This is a genomic window from Nocardioides sp. NPDC006303, assembly GCF_040613175.1.
GTDB lineage: Bacteria > Actinomycetota > Actinomycetes > Propionibacteriales > Nocardioidaceae > Nocardioides.
The window spans coordinates 221,616-238,121 of sequence record NZ_JBEXRR010000004.1; the positions used below are offsets into that span (position 1 = coordinate 221,616).

The 16,506-nt window shown below is 71.8% G+C and carries 13 protein-coding genes; 5 read left to right on the forward strand and 8 right to left on the reverse strand.

From position 1 onward, the window contains the following. Positions 1–28 precede the first annotated feature (28 nt). Both ABZY89_RS05655 and ABZY89_RS05660 read left to right on the forward strand, forming a co-directional pair. Positions 29–316 (forward strand): helix-turn-helix transcriptional regulator, encoded by a 288-nt coding sequence (locus ABZY89_RS05655; RefSeq protein WP_355225351.1) that lies wholly within the window; start codon positions 29–31, stop codon positions 314–316. A 113-nt stretch (positions 317–429) separates the two neighbouring features. Further along, positions 430–672, forward strand: coding sequence for a hypothetical protein (locus ABZY89_RS05660; RefSeq protein ID WP_355225353.1), 243 nt, complete (start codon positions 430–432; stop codon positions 670–672). On the opposite strand, the gene ABZY89_RS05665 is transcribed toward ABZY89_RS05660, so the two are convergent. After that, positions 669–1,421, reverse strand: a complete 753-nt coding sequence (locus tag ABZY89_RS05665) for a DNA-formamidopyrimidine glycosylase family protein (protein WP_355225355.1) — start codon at positions 1,419–1,421, stop codon at positions 669–671. The genes ABZY89_RS05660 and ABZY89_RS05665 overlap by 4 nt on opposite strands. A 4-nt stretch (positions 1,422–1,425) precedes the next feature. Continuing rightward, on the reverse strand, positions 1,426–6,042 hold the full coding sequence (locus ABZY89_RS05670; protein WP_355225356.1) for an ATP-dependent helicase: 4,617 nt from the start codon (positions 6,040–6,042) through the stop codon (positions 1,426–1,428). 51 nt (positions 6,043–6,093) lie between these two features. Between ABZY89_RS05670 and ABZY89_RS05675 the strand changes: the two genes are divergently transcribed. Beyond that, complete coding sequence (locus ABZY89_RS05675) at positions 6,094–6,672, forward strand: AAA family ATPase (protein ID WP_355225358.1); 579 nt, start codon at positions 6,094–6,096, stop codon at positions 6,670–6,672. Between the two features lie 60 nt (positions 6,673–6,732). Further along, the gene (locus ABZY89_RS05680) at positions 6,733–8,124 is read left to right on the forward strand and encodes a PLP-dependent aminotransferase family protein (RefSeq protein ID WP_355225360.1); all 1,392 of its coding nucleotides are present in this window, start codon (positions 6,733–6,735) and stop codon (positions 8,122–8,124) included. On the opposite strand, the gene ABZY89_RS05685 is transcribed toward ABZY89_RS05680, so the two are convergent. The 5 genes from ABZY89_RS05685 to ABZY89_RS05705 form a co-directional block, all read right to left on the reverse strand. Beyond that, positions 8,047–9,357, reverse strand: coding sequence for an amino acid permease (locus tag ABZY89_RS05685; RefSeq protein ID WP_355225362.1), 1,311 nt, complete (start codon positions 9,355–9,357; stop codon positions 8,047–8,049). The genes ABZY89_RS05680 and ABZY89_RS05685 overlap by 78 nt on opposite strands. A gap of 87 nt (positions 9,358–9,444) precedes the next feature. Continuing rightward, positions 9,445–10,275 carry an SDR family oxidoreductase gene (locus ABZY89_RS05690; RefSeq protein WP_355225364.1) on the reverse strand — a complete coding sequence of 277 codons (831 nt, stop codon included), beginning with the start codon at positions 10,273–10,275 and terminating at the stop codon, positions 9,445–9,447. Continuing rightward, positions 10,272–11,807, reverse strand: coding sequence for an AMP-binding protein (locus ABZY89_RS05695; RefSeq protein ID WP_355225365.1), 1,536 nt, complete (start codon positions 11,805–11,807; stop codon positions 10,272–10,274). The genes ABZY89_RS05690 and ABZY89_RS05695 overlap by 4 nt, the downstream gene beginning before the upstream one ends. Then, positions 11,804–13,393: a succinic semialdehyde dehydrogenase gene (locus ABZY89_RS05700; protein ID WP_355225367.1), complete on the reverse strand. Its 1,590-nt coding sequence runs from the start codon at positions 13,391–13,393 to the stop codon at positions 11,804–11,806. Before ABZY89_RS05700 ends, ABZY89_RS05695 begins: the two co-directional genes overlap by 4 nt. A gap of 8 nt (positions 13,394–13,401) precedes the next feature. Next, positions 13,402–14,742, reverse strand: a complete 1,341-nt coding sequence (locus tag ABZY89_RS05705; RefSeq protein ID WP_355225369.1) for a cytochrome P450 — start codon at positions 14,740–14,742, stop codon at positions 13,402–13,404. Positions 14,743–14,866: 124 nt separating this feature from the next. Here ABZY89_RS05705 and ABZY89_RS05710 point away from each other — a divergent pair, with 124 nt between their 5' ends. Continuing rightward, positions 14,867–15,946: an NAD(P)-binding domain-containing protein gene (locus tag ABZY89_RS05710; RefSeq protein WP_355225371.1), complete on the forward strand. Its 1,080-nt coding sequence runs from the start codon at positions 14,867–14,869 to the stop codon at positions 15,944–15,946. An 18-nt stretch (positions 15,947–15,964) separates the two neighbouring features. Here ABZY89_RS05710 and ABZY89_RS05715 read toward each other — a convergent pair whose 3' ends face one another. After that, positions 15,965–16,384, reverse strand: coding sequence for a pyridoxamine 5'-phosphate oxidase family protein (locus ABZY89_RS05715; protein WP_355225373.1), 420 nt, complete (start codon positions 16,382–16,384; stop codon positions 15,965–15,967). Positions 16,385–16,506: the final 122 nt, after the last annotated feature.

The window sequence follows — 16,506 nt, forward strand, 5'->3', positions numbered from 1 at the left end:
ACTTGTGAACTGTAGGAGGCTGACCGCAATGGTGCTCTTCCGTCGACTTCTCGGCGAGGTGCTTCGTGCCCAGCGGCTGGAGCGTGGGATGACCCTGCGCGAGGTCTCCGCGGAGGCGCGAGTCAGTCTCGGCTACATCTCCGAGGTCGAGCGTGGCCAGAAGGAGGCCTCCTCCGAACTCCTCGCCTCGCTCTGCAGCGCCCTCGACGTCGCCCTCTCCGACGTCCTTCGCGACGTCTCCGACGCGGTCGCCGTCGAAGAGGCAACCATCCTTCGGATGCCGGTCCGCGCTGCGGCCGACGCCGCCGCCGCTTGATTCTCTCCCCAATCTGGGGGAGTTTTCGTCACGCGTGTCTCAGCGCGGACCGTTCCGTCTCCTTGCCGACGTGAGCCCACCACGGGCTCGCGCATTCATGGGGAGATGGTGCGATGACCATGGCAGTCGAGAACGAGCTTCCAGACCTGACGGTGCCGTCACCGGGTCTCGAGGGCGACGTGCATTCCCCCGATCTGCTCGAGGCCGAGCTCTTCGGGCTGGAGGAGACCTTGAACATCCTTCGCGACGAGTTCACCTCGGTCGCTCCCGGCGAGCGGACGCATGTCGCCCGCCACATGCGTGACACCCGCGTCCGGATCGCCCAGATCCGGTTGCGCCTGCTCCACGGACGCTAGGCCTGGCAGCTCGCGCAGTAGTAGGCCGGGCGCTCCTTGCCGGGAGGGCCGACGCGGGCGACGGTCACGGTGCCGCCGCAGCGTCGGCATGCCCGGCGGCCATAGACCCACATCTGGCGGGAGCGTGACCAGTCGGCCTGCATCAGGTCGCGGGTTCGCTGGAGGATCCGGGGGAGGCGGTCGCCGGCATCCGTGACCGTACGCAGCGGGTTGATCCCGGCGATGAAACAGGTCTCGGCGGCGTAGATCGTGCCGATCCCGGCCAGGTTGGTCTGGTCGCGCAGTGCGTCGAAGAGTGGCCGTTCGGGTTCCCGGGCGAGGCGTTCGAGGGCTGCGTCGGGGTCCCAGTCGTCGGCGAGGATGTCCGGGCCGAGGTGGGCGACCAGTCGCTCCTCCTGGTCGCGGGGGACGAGCTCGACGATGCCGAGGAGGAAGCCGACCGCCTCGATCTTCTCGGTGCGGAGCACCACGCGCGCCTGGAAGCCGGGCTTCGGCCAGCGCCGGCCGGCCTCGAAAACCCGCCAGGATCCCTCCATCTTCAGGTGGGTGTGCAGCGTCCATTCGCCGGTGCGGTGGTCGATCCGGGTCAGCAGGTGCTTGCCGTGCGTCGCCGTCTCGCGCACGGTGCCGCCGGACAGGTCCGCCGTGGCCAGCTGCGGCACCCGGAAGTCCGTACGCGTGAGCACCTGCCCCGCCAGCCCCTTGTCGAGCCTGCGGGCGGTCCGGAGCACCGCGTCACCCTCGGGCACGCGCTCACCTGCTCGGCGAGGTCAGGCGCAGGCCGCGCGGGGTGGCGACGAAGCCGGCGTACTGGAGGGCCTGGCGCAGCGGGGTGTCTCCCGAGCCGAGCAGCGGGGCGCCGTCGGCCTTCTCGACGGTGAGCCGTCCCAGCGCCCCTCTCTGGACGGCCTCGGCGAGCGCCTCGGCGCCGGGCTCGAGGAGGTTGGGCTCCTCCGACCAGGTCAGCAGGGTGCGGCCGCCTCGCTCGACGTACATCGCCAGCTCGCCGTCGACCAGCACCACGATCGCGCCCGCCTTGCGGCCGGGCCGGTGGCCCTCCTCCGCGACCGGCCACGGGAGGGCCGCGCCGTAGGGGTTCGCGGGGTCGGTCGCGGCGAGCGCGAGGGCGACCGGCTTGTCGGCCGGTTCGACCCGCGAGAACGTACGCAGCCGGTCGACCGAGCCCGCGGTGCCGAACTGGGCCGCGCCCAGGCCCTCGACGAAGTAGCCCCGGCGGGCCCGGCCGGAGTCCTCGAATGCGCTGAGCACCTTGTAGACGGCGGCGAACCCTCCGGGGGTGCGCTCGGACTGGACCGCCCCGCGGGTGACCACACCGTGGCGGTCCAGGAGCCGCTCGGCCGCCGCGTGGGCGCGCTTGGTCGGGTCGGAATCGGGCTCGGGCAGGATCGTCCATCGCCCGGCAGTCTCCGGAAGACCGGCTCGGGCCGGCATCCGCGCCCCGCCGGTGTAGCGCCCGCCCCGGGCGCGCGGCGGTGGCCGGCGGGAGCGGTGCGACGGCGTGCCGGAACGGGTCAGCGCCCGCAACGGCAGCAGGGTGTCGTTGGAGACCCGCCCCGACCAGACCAGCTCCCACAGCGCCGCGCTCAGATCGGCGTCGCTCGGAGTCGCCTCGCTGTCGGCCGCCATGGTCCGGGCGAGCTGGTGGAAGAACCAGGCGCCGCCGGGCGCCAGGGCTTCGAGGAGCCGCTCGGCGAGCGGTCCTGGCGGCATCTCAGCGGGCGACGGCAGCGTCAGCTCGGCGGTGTCGGCCGGGTGCAGCGAGACCCAGCCGTCGGTGCCGGGCAGGGTGCCGTGGCCGGCCCAGAGCACTTCGCCGCCGGAGGTCAGCTCGTCGAGGAACGCGGGCTCGTAGTCCACCACCCGGGCCGGCAGGATCAGGCTCTCCAGCGCGCTGGCCGGGACCGGACAGCCGGCGAGCTGGTCGACCACGCTCAGCACCCCGTCGACCCCACGCAGCGCGCCCTTGCGTACGGACGTCTTCTGCCACGCCGGCAGGAACCTGCCCAGCGCTGCCGGCTCGACGGGCTCCACCTCCTTGCGCAGCCGGGCCAGCGAGCGTCGGCGCAGCATCCGGAGCACGTCTGCGTCACACCACTCCAACCCGCTCCCGCCGGGCCGGAACTCCCCGTCGAGCACCCGCCCGCGCGCCGAGAGCCGCGCCAGGGTGTGTCGGACGACCGCCTCGCCCAGCCCCAGCCGCGAGGCCACGTCGGCGGCCGTGAACGGACCGTGCGAGCGCGCGTATCGCGACACCAGGTCGCCGACCGGGTCCTCGACGGGCTCGGTGAAGGCAGACGGTACGCCCGGAGGGACCGCCACCCCCAGCCCGTCCCGGAGCCTGGCCACATCCTCGACCACCGCCCACCGAGCCTCCCCGGCAACCCGCACCTCGACCACCCGTCGAGCCGTGGCGAGATCCTCCAGCATCGCCGAGACGTCACTCGCGCTGGCCGAGACGTCACTCGGTGACGTCTCGACCGACGTACGTGACGCTTCGGCCGACGCGGCTGACGCCTCGGCAGGGGTGGTTCGGGCGGCGATCTCCTCGAGGGTCAGCGGGCCGATGGTGCGGATGAGGTCGGTGATGCCTTCGGCGCCGCGGGCCCGCCTGCCGGGGGCGAGGCGCTGGAGCTCGGACTCGACCTCGGCGAGGACCTCGGGGTCGAGGAGCTCGCGGAGCTCGGCGCGGCCGAGCAGCTCGGCGAGGAGGCCTTGGTCGAGGGTGAGGGCGGCGGCGCGGCGCTCAGCGAGCGGGGAGTCGCCCTCGTAGAGGAACTGGGCGACGTAGCCGAAGAGGAGCGACTGGGCGTAGGGCGAGGGGGTCGGCGTGGCGACGTCGACGATCGAGATCTCGCGGCGCTCGATGCGGCGGAGGAGGCCGACGAGGGAGGGGAGGTCGTAGACGTCGCGGAGGCACTCGCGTACGGCCTCGAGGATGATCGGGAAGCTCGGGTACTGCGAGGCGACCTCGAGCAGGGCGGCGGCGCGCTGGCGCTGCTGCCACAGCGGCGAGCGGCGGCCGGGGTCGCGGCGGGGCAGGAGCAAGGCTCGCGCGGCGCACTCGCGGAAGCGGCTGGCGAACAGCGCCGAGCCGCCGACCTCGGTGGTCACGAGGTCCTCGATCTCGTCGGGCTCGAAGACGATGATCTCGCCGGTCGGTGCCTCCGCATCGGTGTCGGGAAGCCGGATCACGATGCCGTCGTCGCTGTCGATCGCCTGGCCGTCGACGCCGTAGCGCTCCCGAATCCGCGCGTTGATCGCCAGTGCCCACGGTGCGTGGACCGGGCGGCCGTAGGGGGAGTGGACCACCAGCCGCCAGTCGCCCAGCTCGTCGCGGAAGCGCTCGACGACGATGTTGCTGTCGGAGGGGAGGACATTGGTGGCCTCGGCCTGCTCGTGCAGGTAGGTGACCAGGTTGGCGGCCGCGTAGGCGTCCAGGCCGTCCTCCTGCGCTCGCGCCTCCGCCTTCTTCGCAGGCAGCGCGGCGAGCTCGCGGGTATAGGCGCCGACGGCCTCGCCGAGCTCCGCGGGCCGGCCGAGCGAGTCGCCCTTCCAGAACGGCAGGCGTCCCGGGATGCCGGGAGCCGGGGTCACCAGCACCCGGTCGTGGGTGATGTCCTCGATCCGCCAGCTCGTCGCGCCGAGGGCGAAGACGTCGCCGACCCGGGACTCGTAGACCATCTCCTCGTCGAGCTCGCCGACGCGCCTTCCGGTGCCTTCGCCGACCAGGTAGACGCCGAAGAGCCCGCGGTCGGGAATGGTGCCGCCGCTGGTGACGGCCAGCCGCTGCGCTCCCGGTCGCCCGGTCACGGTGCCGGCGACCCGGTCCCACACGATGCGCGGGCGCAGCTCGGCGAACTCCTCGCTCGGATAGCGACCGGCGAGCAGGTCGAGGGTGGCGTCGTAGGCGGAGCGGGGGAGGGTCGCGTACGACGCCGTCCTTCTGACCAGCGTGAACAGCTCGTCGACGTCCCAGGTGTCCAGCGCGGTGGCGGCGACGATCTGCTGGGCAAGTACGTCGAGCGGGTTGGCCGGGAGGCTCATCGACTCGATCAGGCCCTGCCGCATCCGCTGCACGCTGACCGCGGTCTGAGCGAGGTCACCGCGGTGCTTCGGGAAGAGCACGCCACGGGAGACCTCGCCGACCTGGTGGCCGGCTCGCCCGACGCGCTGGAGGGCGGAGGCGACGCTCGGCGGCGACTCGATCTGGACGACGAGGTCGACCGCACCCATGTCGATGCCGAGCTCGAGGCTGGAGGTCGCGACCACGGCCGGCAGCCGGCCGGACTTGAGGTCGTCCTCGATCAGCGCACGCTGCTCCTTGGACACGCTCCCGTGGTGAGCCTTCGCGATCACCTGGGCCGCGCCGTGCGACTGCCCCGACTGCGCCATCACCTGCGCGGGCGGCGGCCCGGCCTGGAAGACCCGGTCGGAGGCGATCTCGTTGAGCCGCGCGGTCAGCCGCTCCGCGATCCGGCGCGAGTTGGCGAAGACGATGGTGGAGCGGTGGGCGGTGACCAGGTCGGCGACGTGCTCCTCGACGTGGGGCCAGATCGAGGAGGCCCGCTGCGGGTCCTCGTCCTCCTCCTCGCCGTAGGCGCTCGGCGCGGTCATGTCCTCGACCGGCACGACGACGCTGAGGTCCCAGCGCTTCTCGGCCGGTGGCGCGACGATCTCGACGGGCTGGGCGCCGCCGAGGTAGCGCGCGACCTCCTCCAGCGGGCGTACGGTCGCGGAGAGCCCGATCCGCTGGGCAGGCTTGTCCAGGAGCGCGTCGAGGCGCTCGAGGGTCAGCGCCAGGTGAGAGCCGCGCTTGGTTGCCGCGACCGCGTGGACCTCGTCCACGATCACCGTCTCGACGCTGCGCAGCGTCTCGCGGGCCTGGCTGGTGAGCATCAGGAAGAGCGACTCGGGCGTGGTGATCAGGATGTCCGGGGGAGCGGTGGTCAGCTTGCGCCGGTCGGCCGCGGTCGTGTCTCCGGACCGCACCCCGACGCGAACCTCGGGCGCCTCCACGCCCAGCCGCTCGGCGGTCTGGCGGATCCCGACCAGCGGGCTGCGCAGGTTGCGCTCCACGTCCACGCCGAGCGCCTTGAGCGGGGAGATGTAGAGCACCCGGCACCGCTGCTTCTTCTCCGGCACCGGCTCGCTCAGCAGCTTGTCGATCGACCACAGGAACGCGCTCAGCGTCTTACCCGACCCGGTGGGCGCGACCACCAGCGCGTTGCGTCCTGCCCCGATCGCCTCCCAGGCACCGGCCTGAGCCGCGGTCGGCGCAGCGAAGGCAGCCGCGAACCATGTACGTGTCGGGTCGCTGAACTGCGCCAACGCCTCAGACGTGTCGCTCATAAAAGACAAACCTAGTCGCGACCACCGACACTCAGCGGCCACACTGACCCCATGCATCTCATCAACCTCTTCGGCCCACCGGCGGTCGGCAAGATGAGCGTGGGTCGGGAGATCGCGGCACGCACGCCGTACCGCCTCTTCCACAACCACGCCACGATCGAGCCGCTGCTGGAGGTCTTCGACTGGGAGATGCCGTCGTTCGGCGTGCTCAAGGACGAGTTCCGGCGGCGGGTCATCGAGGAGGCGGTGGCCTCCGAGCTCCCCGGCCTCATCGTCACCTATGTCTGGGCGCTCGAGCTCCCCGAGGACGCGCAGGCCGTCACCAGGCTGGTCGCTCCCGTGGTCGAGGCGGGCGGGAAGGTCGACTGCGTCGAGCTGTACGCCGACATGTCGACCCGTCTGAGCCGCGAGGGCACCCCGGAGCGGCTGGCCGCGAAGCCGTCCAAGCGCGACACCGAGTGGGCGAGGGCCAACGCCGTGGACTGGAACGAGCGCCATGTGCTCTCGACCGGCCCGGAGATGCCGTTCCCGCTGCACTTCCCGCACACCGTGATCGACAACACCCGCCTGTCCGCGGCTGAGACCGCCGAGGAGATCATCACCCGCCTCGGACTTCCGACCGATCCCTGATGTGTGCCGACTGTCTTAAACCATCGCGCGCTCGGCGCCCAGGTGTGGTCCAATCCCGCTGTGGACCTCGCGCTTGACCTGACCGACCGGGCAGTACGATCCGCGTCGCTCTATCAGGCGCTGCGCGACGCGCTCGGCGACGGCAGGTTGAAGGCGGGCGACCGACTTCCGGCGAGCCGGGCGCTGGCCAAGGATCTCGGCATCTCCCGGAACACGGTCGCCACGGTCTATGAGCGGTTGGTCGCGGAGGGGTTCCTGGAGTCGCGCGTGGGCGCGGGGACGTACGTCGCCGAAGCCACGCGGCAGCGAAGGGATCACGCCCCCGGTTCCCTGACCCCGCGTCCGGGCTGGCGCTGGGCGCCCCGGCCGACGAGCGCGGAGGCGGCGGTCCCGGCGTACGACCTGCGGGTGGGGATCCCCGATGCCGAGCTCTTCCCGTTCGACACCTGGCGGCGGATCCTCGCGGCGGAGTCGCGGCTGCGCGGCCACAATCCCGGCACCTATGCCTCGCCCGCCGGTCTGCCGAGGCTGCGCGAGGCGCTGGCGCACACGGTCGCCTACCACCGTGGGGTGCGTGCCGACCCGGGGCAGATCGTGGTCACCAGCGGCACCCAGCAGGCGCTCGACCTCGTCGCCCGCGTCCTGCTGGAGCCGGGCGACGTCGTCGCGGTGGAGGATCCGGGCTACCCGTCCGCGATCGACCTCTTCGCCTCCCACGGCGCTCGGATCGTACCGGTCCCGGTCGACGAGGAAGGGCTGGTCGTCGAGGAGATCCCGGAGCAGGCCCGGCTCGTCTACACGACCCCGAGCCACCAGTTCCCGCTCGGCGTACGCCTCTCCCTCCCACGCCGCCGAGCCCTCCTCGCCTTCGCGAACACGCACGACGCGGGCATCGTGGAGGACGACTACGACAGCGAGTTCCGGTTCACCGAACGGCCCCTCGAGCCGCTGCACGCCCTCGACGACCAGGGCCGGGTGATCTACGTCGGCACCTTCTCGAAGTCGCTGCTGCCGAGCCTGCGCACCGGCTACCTGGTCGCCCCGGGCTCCCTCGTCGACAGCCTCCTGGCCGCCAAGCAGCTCGGCGACGGCTTCGGCCCCGTCCAGCCCCAGGCCGCCCTGGCCCGCTTCCTGGAGGAGGGCCTCCTCGCCCGTCACGTGCGCAAGGCGTCCAAGACGTACGCCGAGCGTCGCTCGCTCCTCCTCGAGACCCTGTCCACCTGGCCGGTCGAGGTGCTCCCGTCGGCCGCCGGGCTGCACCTGTCCGCCTACGCGGAGCTCCCCGCGGACCTGCCTGAGCGTGCCGCTGCCGAGGGGCTGGCGCTGGACACGATCGCCGCTCATCGCCTGCTGCCCGGACGCGACGGACTCTTCCTAGGCTACGGAGCCGTCCGGACAGAGAGCCTGCCCCGCGGGCTCGAGCTGCTGGCCGATCTCGCGGGCTGGGCGTGACCGGTCGCGACGTGACATGGCCAGCGACCAGGCCAGACCGGCCCCGCCGCAGACCAGCGGACCGAGCAGGTGCGCACCGGTGAGACCCAGCAGGATCAGCGCCGCGATCAGCGAGCAGACCGCGGCCCACCACGACCGTCCTCCCCGCGGCAGCAGCCGCAGCGCGGCCGCCGCCCCCACCACGTAGAGCAGCGAGAACGTCCCCGAGGCCATCAGCAGCGCCGCGTCCGTCGATGCATCCGCGGCCCAGGTCACCGCGAGGGTGCCGAGCGCGACGGCACAGATCGCGAGCAGCGATCGACGCGGGATCGCTGACGCCGGAGCTGCCAGGGCTCGCGGCAGACCGCCCTCGCGGGCCAGCGACGCCCCCAGTCGCGAGCCGCCGGCGAAGTAGGCGTTGATCGCGCCGATGGTCAGCAGCACGGCGACCACGGCCGTAACCGGCCGCGCGGGCTCCCCGAAGCCGAGCACGAGCAGGTCCGCCAGAGGCGCGGCACCCGAGGTGGACCCGAGCGCCGCGACCGTCGCGAAGGCGATCCCGAGGTAGAGCACCGTGACGACCACCAGCGCGATGACGGTCGCCCGGCGGATGTCGCGCGCCGGGTCGCGATAGTCGGCCGAGAGGGACGAGAGGATCTCCCACCCAGCGAACGCCCACACCAGCATCGCCGCCGCGGTGCCGACCGATCCCCACCCGTGCGGCGCGAACGGCGTCAGCCGCTCCAGCTCGGCGTGCGGCAGCGCCACCACGACCGCCACCGCCAGCAGCACCGCGATCGCCCCGGCGATCGCCAGCTGAACGCCTCCGGACACCTTGATCCCGAACCAGTTCATCGCGGTGACCAGCACGATGATCCCCGCGGTCGCCGCCAGCGACATGCCCTGGCCCCCGCCGAAGGCGTCGGCGACGTACGCCCCACCGAACCCCGCCGCGACCGGCGCCCCCACGCCGATCGTCAGGTAGAACGCCCAGCCGACCATCGTCGCGACGTGCTGGTTGAAGGCGAGCCGCGCGTACGTCGCCACCCCGCCGCCGTCAGGATGCCGCGCCCCCAGCGCGGCGAAGGTCGCCGCCAGCGGCACCGAGAGCACGATCAGTGCCAGCCAGGCCACGAGCGAGGCCGGTCCGGCCTCGCTCGCCGCCAGCGCGGGCAGGGAGATGACACCGGTGCCGAGCACCGCACCGAGGGTGAGAGCCGCGCCCTGGGGCACGGAGAGTCCGTCGTTGTTCACAAGCGTGACGCTAGTGAGCGCGGAGCCCTCCGCGCCCGGCCAATCAGGCCTCCGTCTCCTGGGCCAATCACTGGGCCAACTCGGGCGCTACCGTACGTTGCGCCGCACCCGCTTCTCGTACGCCGCCCGCGCCGCCGGATCCACGCCGGCGAGCAGCTGCGAGGCGTTGGTCGCGCGGTCGACGAAGTCCTGGAACCGGCGCGGCATCGCCTGGGTGATCTTGGTCAGGGCCTGGGTCCAGTTGGGCACCCAGACCTCGGGCCGCGGTTCGCGGATGACCGACTCGATCGCGGCCGCGACGTCCTCGGGAGTGACCGGCTTCATCCCCTTCGCCTGCGGCACCCCGTCGGCCAGCTCGGTCTGCACCACCGCCGGCAGGATGAGCGAGACGTCGACGCCGGAGGGCGCCAGCTCCATCCGCAACGCTTCCGAGAAGCCGACCACGGCGAACTTCGAGGCCGAGTAGGTCGCCGCATCCGGCACCGGCACCCGCCCGACCGCCGAGGCGACGTTGACGATGTGACCCTGACCTCGATCGACCATCGCCGGCGCGACCGCCTTGATCCCGTTGATCGGGCCGTGCACGTTGACCTCGAAGATCGCCCGGGTGAGCGCGTCCTCCTCCTTCAGGACCGACCCGAGCGGCATGATCCCGGCGTTGTTGACCAGCACGTCCCACGGGCCCAGGTCGGCGACCGATTCGAGGAACGTACGCCAGGAGGCGGGGTCGGTGACATCGAGATGCGCAGCCACGACCCGCTGCCCGAGCTCGGCGGTCAGATCCTCGAGCAGGTCCGGGTCCAGGTCGCCGACGGCGACCGTCGCCCCGGCGCGGGCCAGCCGCTCGACCGTGGCGCGGCCGATGCCACGGGCGCCTCCGGTGACGATGACGGCGGTTCCCTCGATCTGGCGTGTCATGACTCTCCTTCGGTGGTGCGGACCATGCTGCGTACGGCTTTTCTGTCGGTCTTGCCCACGCTGGTGACGGGGACGGCGTCGAGGATGAGCACCTCGCGGGGGTACTTGTGCGGCGCGAGCCGCGTCTTGACGAAGGCGACCAGCTCGTCGGGGGTGGTGCGTGCGCCGGGATGGAGGGCGACGGCGGCGACCACCTCCTCGCCCTTGTGAGCATCCGGGCGTCCGACGACCGCGGCGGCGGTGACCGCCTCGTGGGCGAGGAGCGCGTCCTCGACGTCACGGGGGAAGACGTTGAACCCGCCCCGGATGATCAGGTCCTTGATCCGGTCGTCGACGTAGAGGTAGCCGTCGGCGTCGAAGTGGCCGATGTCGCCGGTGTGCAGCCAGCCGTCGACGACGGTGGCGGCGGTCTGGGCCGGGTCGCTCCAGTAGCCCTGCATGACTCCGGGGCCACGCACCCAGATCTCGCCCTCCTCGCCGGTCGGGACCGGCTCACCGGACGGCCCGGCGATGATCACCTCGGCGTGCGAGAGCGGCTTGCCGACGCTGCCGGGCCGCGACTCCTCGACGGTCGAGGCGGCGATGACCGCGCTCGACTCCGTGCAGCCGTAGCCCTCCAGAATGGTCACGCCGAAAGCCTCCTCGGCCTTCTCCCGCAGCGCCGGCAGCAGCGGTGCGCCACCGCTGCCGAAGGAGCGTAGCGAGCTCAGGTCGTAGTCCTGGTAGGGCTGGTCGAGCAGCATCTGCAGCATCGACGGGACCACCGTGCTCGACTCGACCCGGTGCTCCTGGGCGAGCTCGAGCCAGCCCTTGGCGTCGAACCACCGCTGCAGCACCGAGCTCTGCGGACGCGACGAGTGCATCCCGCTGATCACCACGATCAGGCCGTACGCATGGGAGAGCGGCAGCGGCAGCAGCCACCGGGTCGTGCCCTGGCTCTCCCCGACCCGGTGGAGGGCGTGCCCGGACTCCCACAGCCCGCGGTGGCTGAGCATCACGCCCTTGGCCCGCCCGGTGGTGCCGCCGGTGTAGAGCAGCGCCGCGAGGTCGTCGTCGCCGCGAGGCGCGATGTCGATCGGGTCGGCGCCCTCCAGGCTCTCGTACGTCACCGCATCAGTTCCCTCGGGGACGTCTCCGGCCACGATGACGGTGAGCTCGAGACCCTCGCCGGCAGCCTGCACCAGCGGCAGCAGCTCGGGCGTGACGATGGCCGCTGTGGCTCCGGAGTCCTCCAGGATGTGCCGCAGCTCGGGCGGGGTCTGCAGGAAGATCACCGGGGTCACCACCGCGCCGAGGCGCCACAGGGCGCGGTAGCTGACGAAGACCTCCGGGGTGTTCATGGTGAGCACCACGACCCGGTCGCCGGGCTCGATCCCGAGCCTGCGCAGGCCGCCGGCGACGCGCGCGGACCGCTCGGCGATCTCCTTGGACGTGTGCCAGGTGCCCTCGAAGAAGACCATCGGGTGGTCGCCGTGACGGGCATAGGACTCCTCGGCCAGCACCGCCAGGTTGTGCTCGCCCGGCGCGCTCATCGGACCCCCAGCTTCCGCAGCGCCTTGAGCTGCCCGTTGCCGAGCTGCACGAACTTCTCGACCGTCTGGCCCTTGAACGGCCCGATCGGGCCCATCCGGGAGGCCGCGATGGTCTGGGCGTCGGTGAACTTCCGGATCCCGTCCGCGCCGTGGCGGCGCCCGAGCCCGCTCGACCCCATGCCACCCATCCCGGCCTCGATGCTCCCGGCCGCCAGGGCGGCGCCGTCGTTGATGTTCACCGCGCCCGCGCGGATGCGGCGAGCGATCATGTCGGCCTCGCGTACGTTCTTGCTGAACACGCTCGCCGAGAGCCCGGCCTCGCCCTGGTTGGCGATGCGGACCGCCTCCTCGTCGCTGTCGGCGCGGTAGAGCGCGAGGACCGGTCCGAAGGTCTCGCCGAGACACAGGTCCATCTCGTCGGTCACGCCCTCCAGGATCGTCGGGGCGAAGGCGTACGGACCGACCTCGGCCAGCGGCTCGCCGCCGGCCAGCACCGTCGCGCCCTTCGCGACCGCGTCGGCGACGTGGGCGGTGACCTTGTCGAGCTGCGCCTGCGAGGCCAGCGAGCCGACGTCGGCGGAGTAGTCGAAGGTCTGCCCGACGACCTGGCTCTCCGTCTCGGCGACCAGCGCCTGGCGGAAGGCGTCGTAGACGTCCTCGTGCACCACCACGCGCTCGATGTGGACGCACATCTGACCGGTGTTGGCGAAGGCCGCCATCACCGTGCCACGAGCCGCCTGGGCGAGGTCGGCGTCGCGGCGGACGATGAGCGGGTTCTTCCCGCCGAGCTCGAGCGAGGCGCCGATCAGCCGGCCCGCGGCACGCTGGGCCACGATCCGTCCGGTGGCCGTCGAGCCGGTGAAGGCGATGTAGTCGACGTTGTCGATGACCGCCTCCCCGGTGGCCGCACCGGGCCCGGTGACGACCTGCCAGACGTGCTCGGGGAGCCCGGCCTCGGCCATCAGCGCCCTTGCCCACAGCAGCGTCAGCGGCGCCTGCGGGTCGGCCTTGCTGATCACGGCCGCGCCCGCGAGCAGCGCCGGGATGGCGTCGCCGACCCCGAGATAGAGCGGGTAGTTCCACGGCGAGATGATCCCGACGACCTGCTTCGGCACCCGCACCTCCTTCACGGAGGTGATGCCGGGGATGGCTCCGCGGACCCGCTTGTCGGCCAGGTACGTCGGGCCGCGCCGGGCGTAGTGGCGGGCGATCGTGCCGACCTGGAGGATCTCCTGCCAGGCATGGAAGCGGGCCTTGCCCATCTCCCACTGGATCAGGTCGAGCACCTCCTCCTGGCGCTCGACGAGCAGGTCGTGGAAGCGGAGCATGACCTCGGCGCGGTCCTGGAAGGCCAGCGTGGCCCAGTCGGGCTGGGCCGCCCGCGCTGCCGCCGCGGCCTCGGCGACGTCCGCGGCGGTCACCGACGGGACCGGGGCGGTCGGCTGGGCGTCATAGGGTGCGACTGCGGTCAGCGTGCCGTCGCCACCCGAGACCGGAGCCGAAACCCATCGGGTCCAGGAGGCGAGCCGGGCCTCGTCGACCCATCCGGGACGTACGCTTTCGGCCTCCGCTGTCTTCGTGGTCATCGATCTCCTCAGATCCGGGTCAGTTGGATGGGGTTGCCGTCCTTCGGGAACGGCAGCGAGCTGTTGTCCAGGGGCGCGCGGTAGCCGGGGGAGACGCTCCATCGGTAGTTGCGCAGGAGCCGGTGCAGGATCGACTTGACCTCGAGACCAGCGAAGTAGAGCCCGATGCACTTGTGCACCCCGCCGCCGAACGGCTCCCACGCCATCCGGTGGCTCTTGTCCTCGCGCCGATGCGGCGCGAAGCGCTCGGGGTCGAAGACGCTCGGGTTGGTCCAGTACTCCTCCATCATGTGGCTGAACTGGACCCCGACCATCACGCCCATGTCGGCCGGGATGCGGACCCCGAGGAGGCTGGTCTCCTTGACCGTACGCCGGATCAGCGCCGGCACCGGGGCGCGCAGCCGCAGCGCCTCCCGCATCACCAGGTCCAGGCTGGTGAGGCCGTCGATCTCTTGCATCGTCGGCGCCTCGCCGAGCGCGAGGGACTCCTCGCGGCAGCGCTGCTGCCACTGCGGATGCTGGCCGAGGTACTGGAGCATCGTCGAGGAGGTGATGGTCGAGGTGTCGTGCGCGGCCATCATCAGGAAGATCATGTGGTTGACGACGTCCTCGTCGCTGAACCGCTCGCCGTCGTCGGTCTCGATGTGGCACAGCACCGAGAAGATGTCGTCGCTCGCGGTGGCCCGTTTGGCGGGCAGGTAGTGGCGCAGGAAGCCCTCCAGCACCTTGCGGCCGCGGAACGCCCTGCCCCAGCGAGTCATCGGCACATCGCCACGTACGACACCGGCGGCCGCCTGCACGCAGGCGATGAACGCCTTGTTGACCCGGTCCATCTCGGCCCGGCTGGTCTCGGCCGCACCACCCATGAAGATGTCCGCGGCGATGTCGAGGGTGAGCTGCTTGAGCCGCGGATAGGCCTGGAACGCGGGCGCGTTGGCCCAGCCGCGCATGCCCTGCGCGATCGCCGGGTGCATCGCGGTGGTGTAGTTGGCGAGCCGGTCCCGGGTGAAGGCCTCCTGCATGATGCGGCGATGGGCGTGGTGCTCCTCGAAGTCGAGCAGCATCAGGCCGCGGTCGAAGAAGGGGCCGACGATCTGCCCCCACGCCGGCCCGTTGGCGAAGGCCTTGTCCTTGTTGCGCAGCACCGCCTCGCACGCGTCCGGTCCGAGCGCGACCACCCCGGCCTCGCCGGCACGGAAGAACGGCGAGACCGGACCGTACGTCTCCCACTGGTGCCGATAGAAGCCGACCGGGTCGCGCGAGTAGTCCAGCAGCCGGCCGATCCAGGGGAGGCCGCGGTCGCCGGGCGCGAGTCGTGGGACCTCGCGTAGCGCCTCGGTCGCTGTCATGGTGCCTGATCCATCGTGTCCGACCTCCCGGTCCCGAGTGACTCTGCTGAGGTTAGTCAAGTAGAACGTGTTCCCGCAGTGTTTCGCGGGGCATGGATGTGGCGCGCGCGTTGTTGAGGTGTGCGTGGAGAGCTACGAATCAGTGGTGATCGGTGCCGGTCAGGCCGGTCTGTCGGCGTCCTACCACCTCAGCCGGCTGGGCGTACGCCACGTCGTGCTCGACGCCGAGCGGCGCCCCGGCGGCGCCTGGCAGCACCGCTGGGACTCACTGACCATGCACGACGTGCACGGCGTGGCCGACCTGCCGGACGGGCGGGCGCCGGGGGAGTCCGGGGAGCGGGCCAACGTCGCCGTGCCGGGATGGTTCGGGACCTATGAGTCCTTGCACGACCTGCCCGTGGAGCGCCCGGTGAAGGTGGCTTCGGTGACCTCGGTCGGTGACCTGCTCGCCGTGCACTCGGCCGACGGCCGGACCTGGTTCACCCGGACGCTGGTCAACGCGACCGGGACCTGGACGCGGCCGTTCGTCCCGCACTACCCGGGGGCCTCGACCTTCCTCGGGGAGCAGGTGCACACCCACGACTATCCGGGCGCCGCGCACTTCCGGGGTTCACGGGTCGCGGTGGTCGGTGGAGGAGCCTCGGCGGTGCAGTTCCTCGGTGAGCTCGCGCCGGTGACCGACGTCCTGTGGGTGACCCGGCGGGAGCCGGTCTGGCGCTCCGACTTCGACGCCGAGCGTGGGCGCGAGGCGGTGGCGTTGGTGGCCGAGCGGGTCGAGGCCGGCCTGCCGCCCGCGAGCGTCGTCAGCGTCACCGGTCTCTCGCTGCGCCCGCAGGAGCAGGAGGCCGCGCGGCTCGGGGTCTACGAGCGCCGGCTGTCGATGTTCAGTCGTATCGAGCCTGACGGGCTCCGATGGGACTCGGGGGCTTTCGAGCGTGTCGACGCGATCCTGTGGGCCACCGGCTTCCGCCCCGCCGTCACCCACCTCGCACCGCTTCACCTGCGCAGCTCGCACGGCGGGATCCCGCTGCTGCGCGACTCGGCCGACGTCCAAACCGCGGTCACGGCTGCGTACGACCCGCGTGTCCAGCTCGTCGGCTACGGTCCCTCCGCGAGCACCATCGGGGCCAGCCGTGCCGGCCGGGCCGCGGCCCTCGCGGTCCGGCGACAGCTGGCCGAGGTGGGTCAACTCGTGACTCGGTGAGCCTTGTTTACGGCGAGGTCACAGCGAGCCGAGGTCGGCAGAGATCCAGTGCTCCGGCGTGAGCCGGATCGTCACCTCGGGCGGAAAGTTCGCCGCCTGCGCCAGGTAGGCGTCGGCTGCCTCGGGAGGTAGGTACCGCCGCGCCATCGCCTCTGCCTCGCCCTCGGCGGCATCCGCTATCTGTACCGGCCCTTCGATCGACACGTACCTGACCGTCGGCTCGAGGCGCTCGACCATCAGGGTGCAGCGTCCTGCTGCGCGGATCAGTCTCGTCTTCAGTGAGTCCTTTCCCGTGACGAACCATGCGTCGCCGCCGGGGGTGTAGTCGTACCAGATCGGGACTGTCAAGGGTGCTCTTCCGTTTTCTCGGCTTACTGAGAGTGCTGCGATCAGGGGTTGGGTCAGGAGGTCTTCGCGGTCTTTGAGTGGGATACCCATGGTTACGACCGTACTTTGGGGTTGGGGTGGGCCGCCGACCCGTTCTTTGAGGGTCTCTCGATCTGGACCGGCGTCAAGGACGCCCTTCGGGCGCCGGCTTCGCCGGCCGCTTCGCGGTCCTG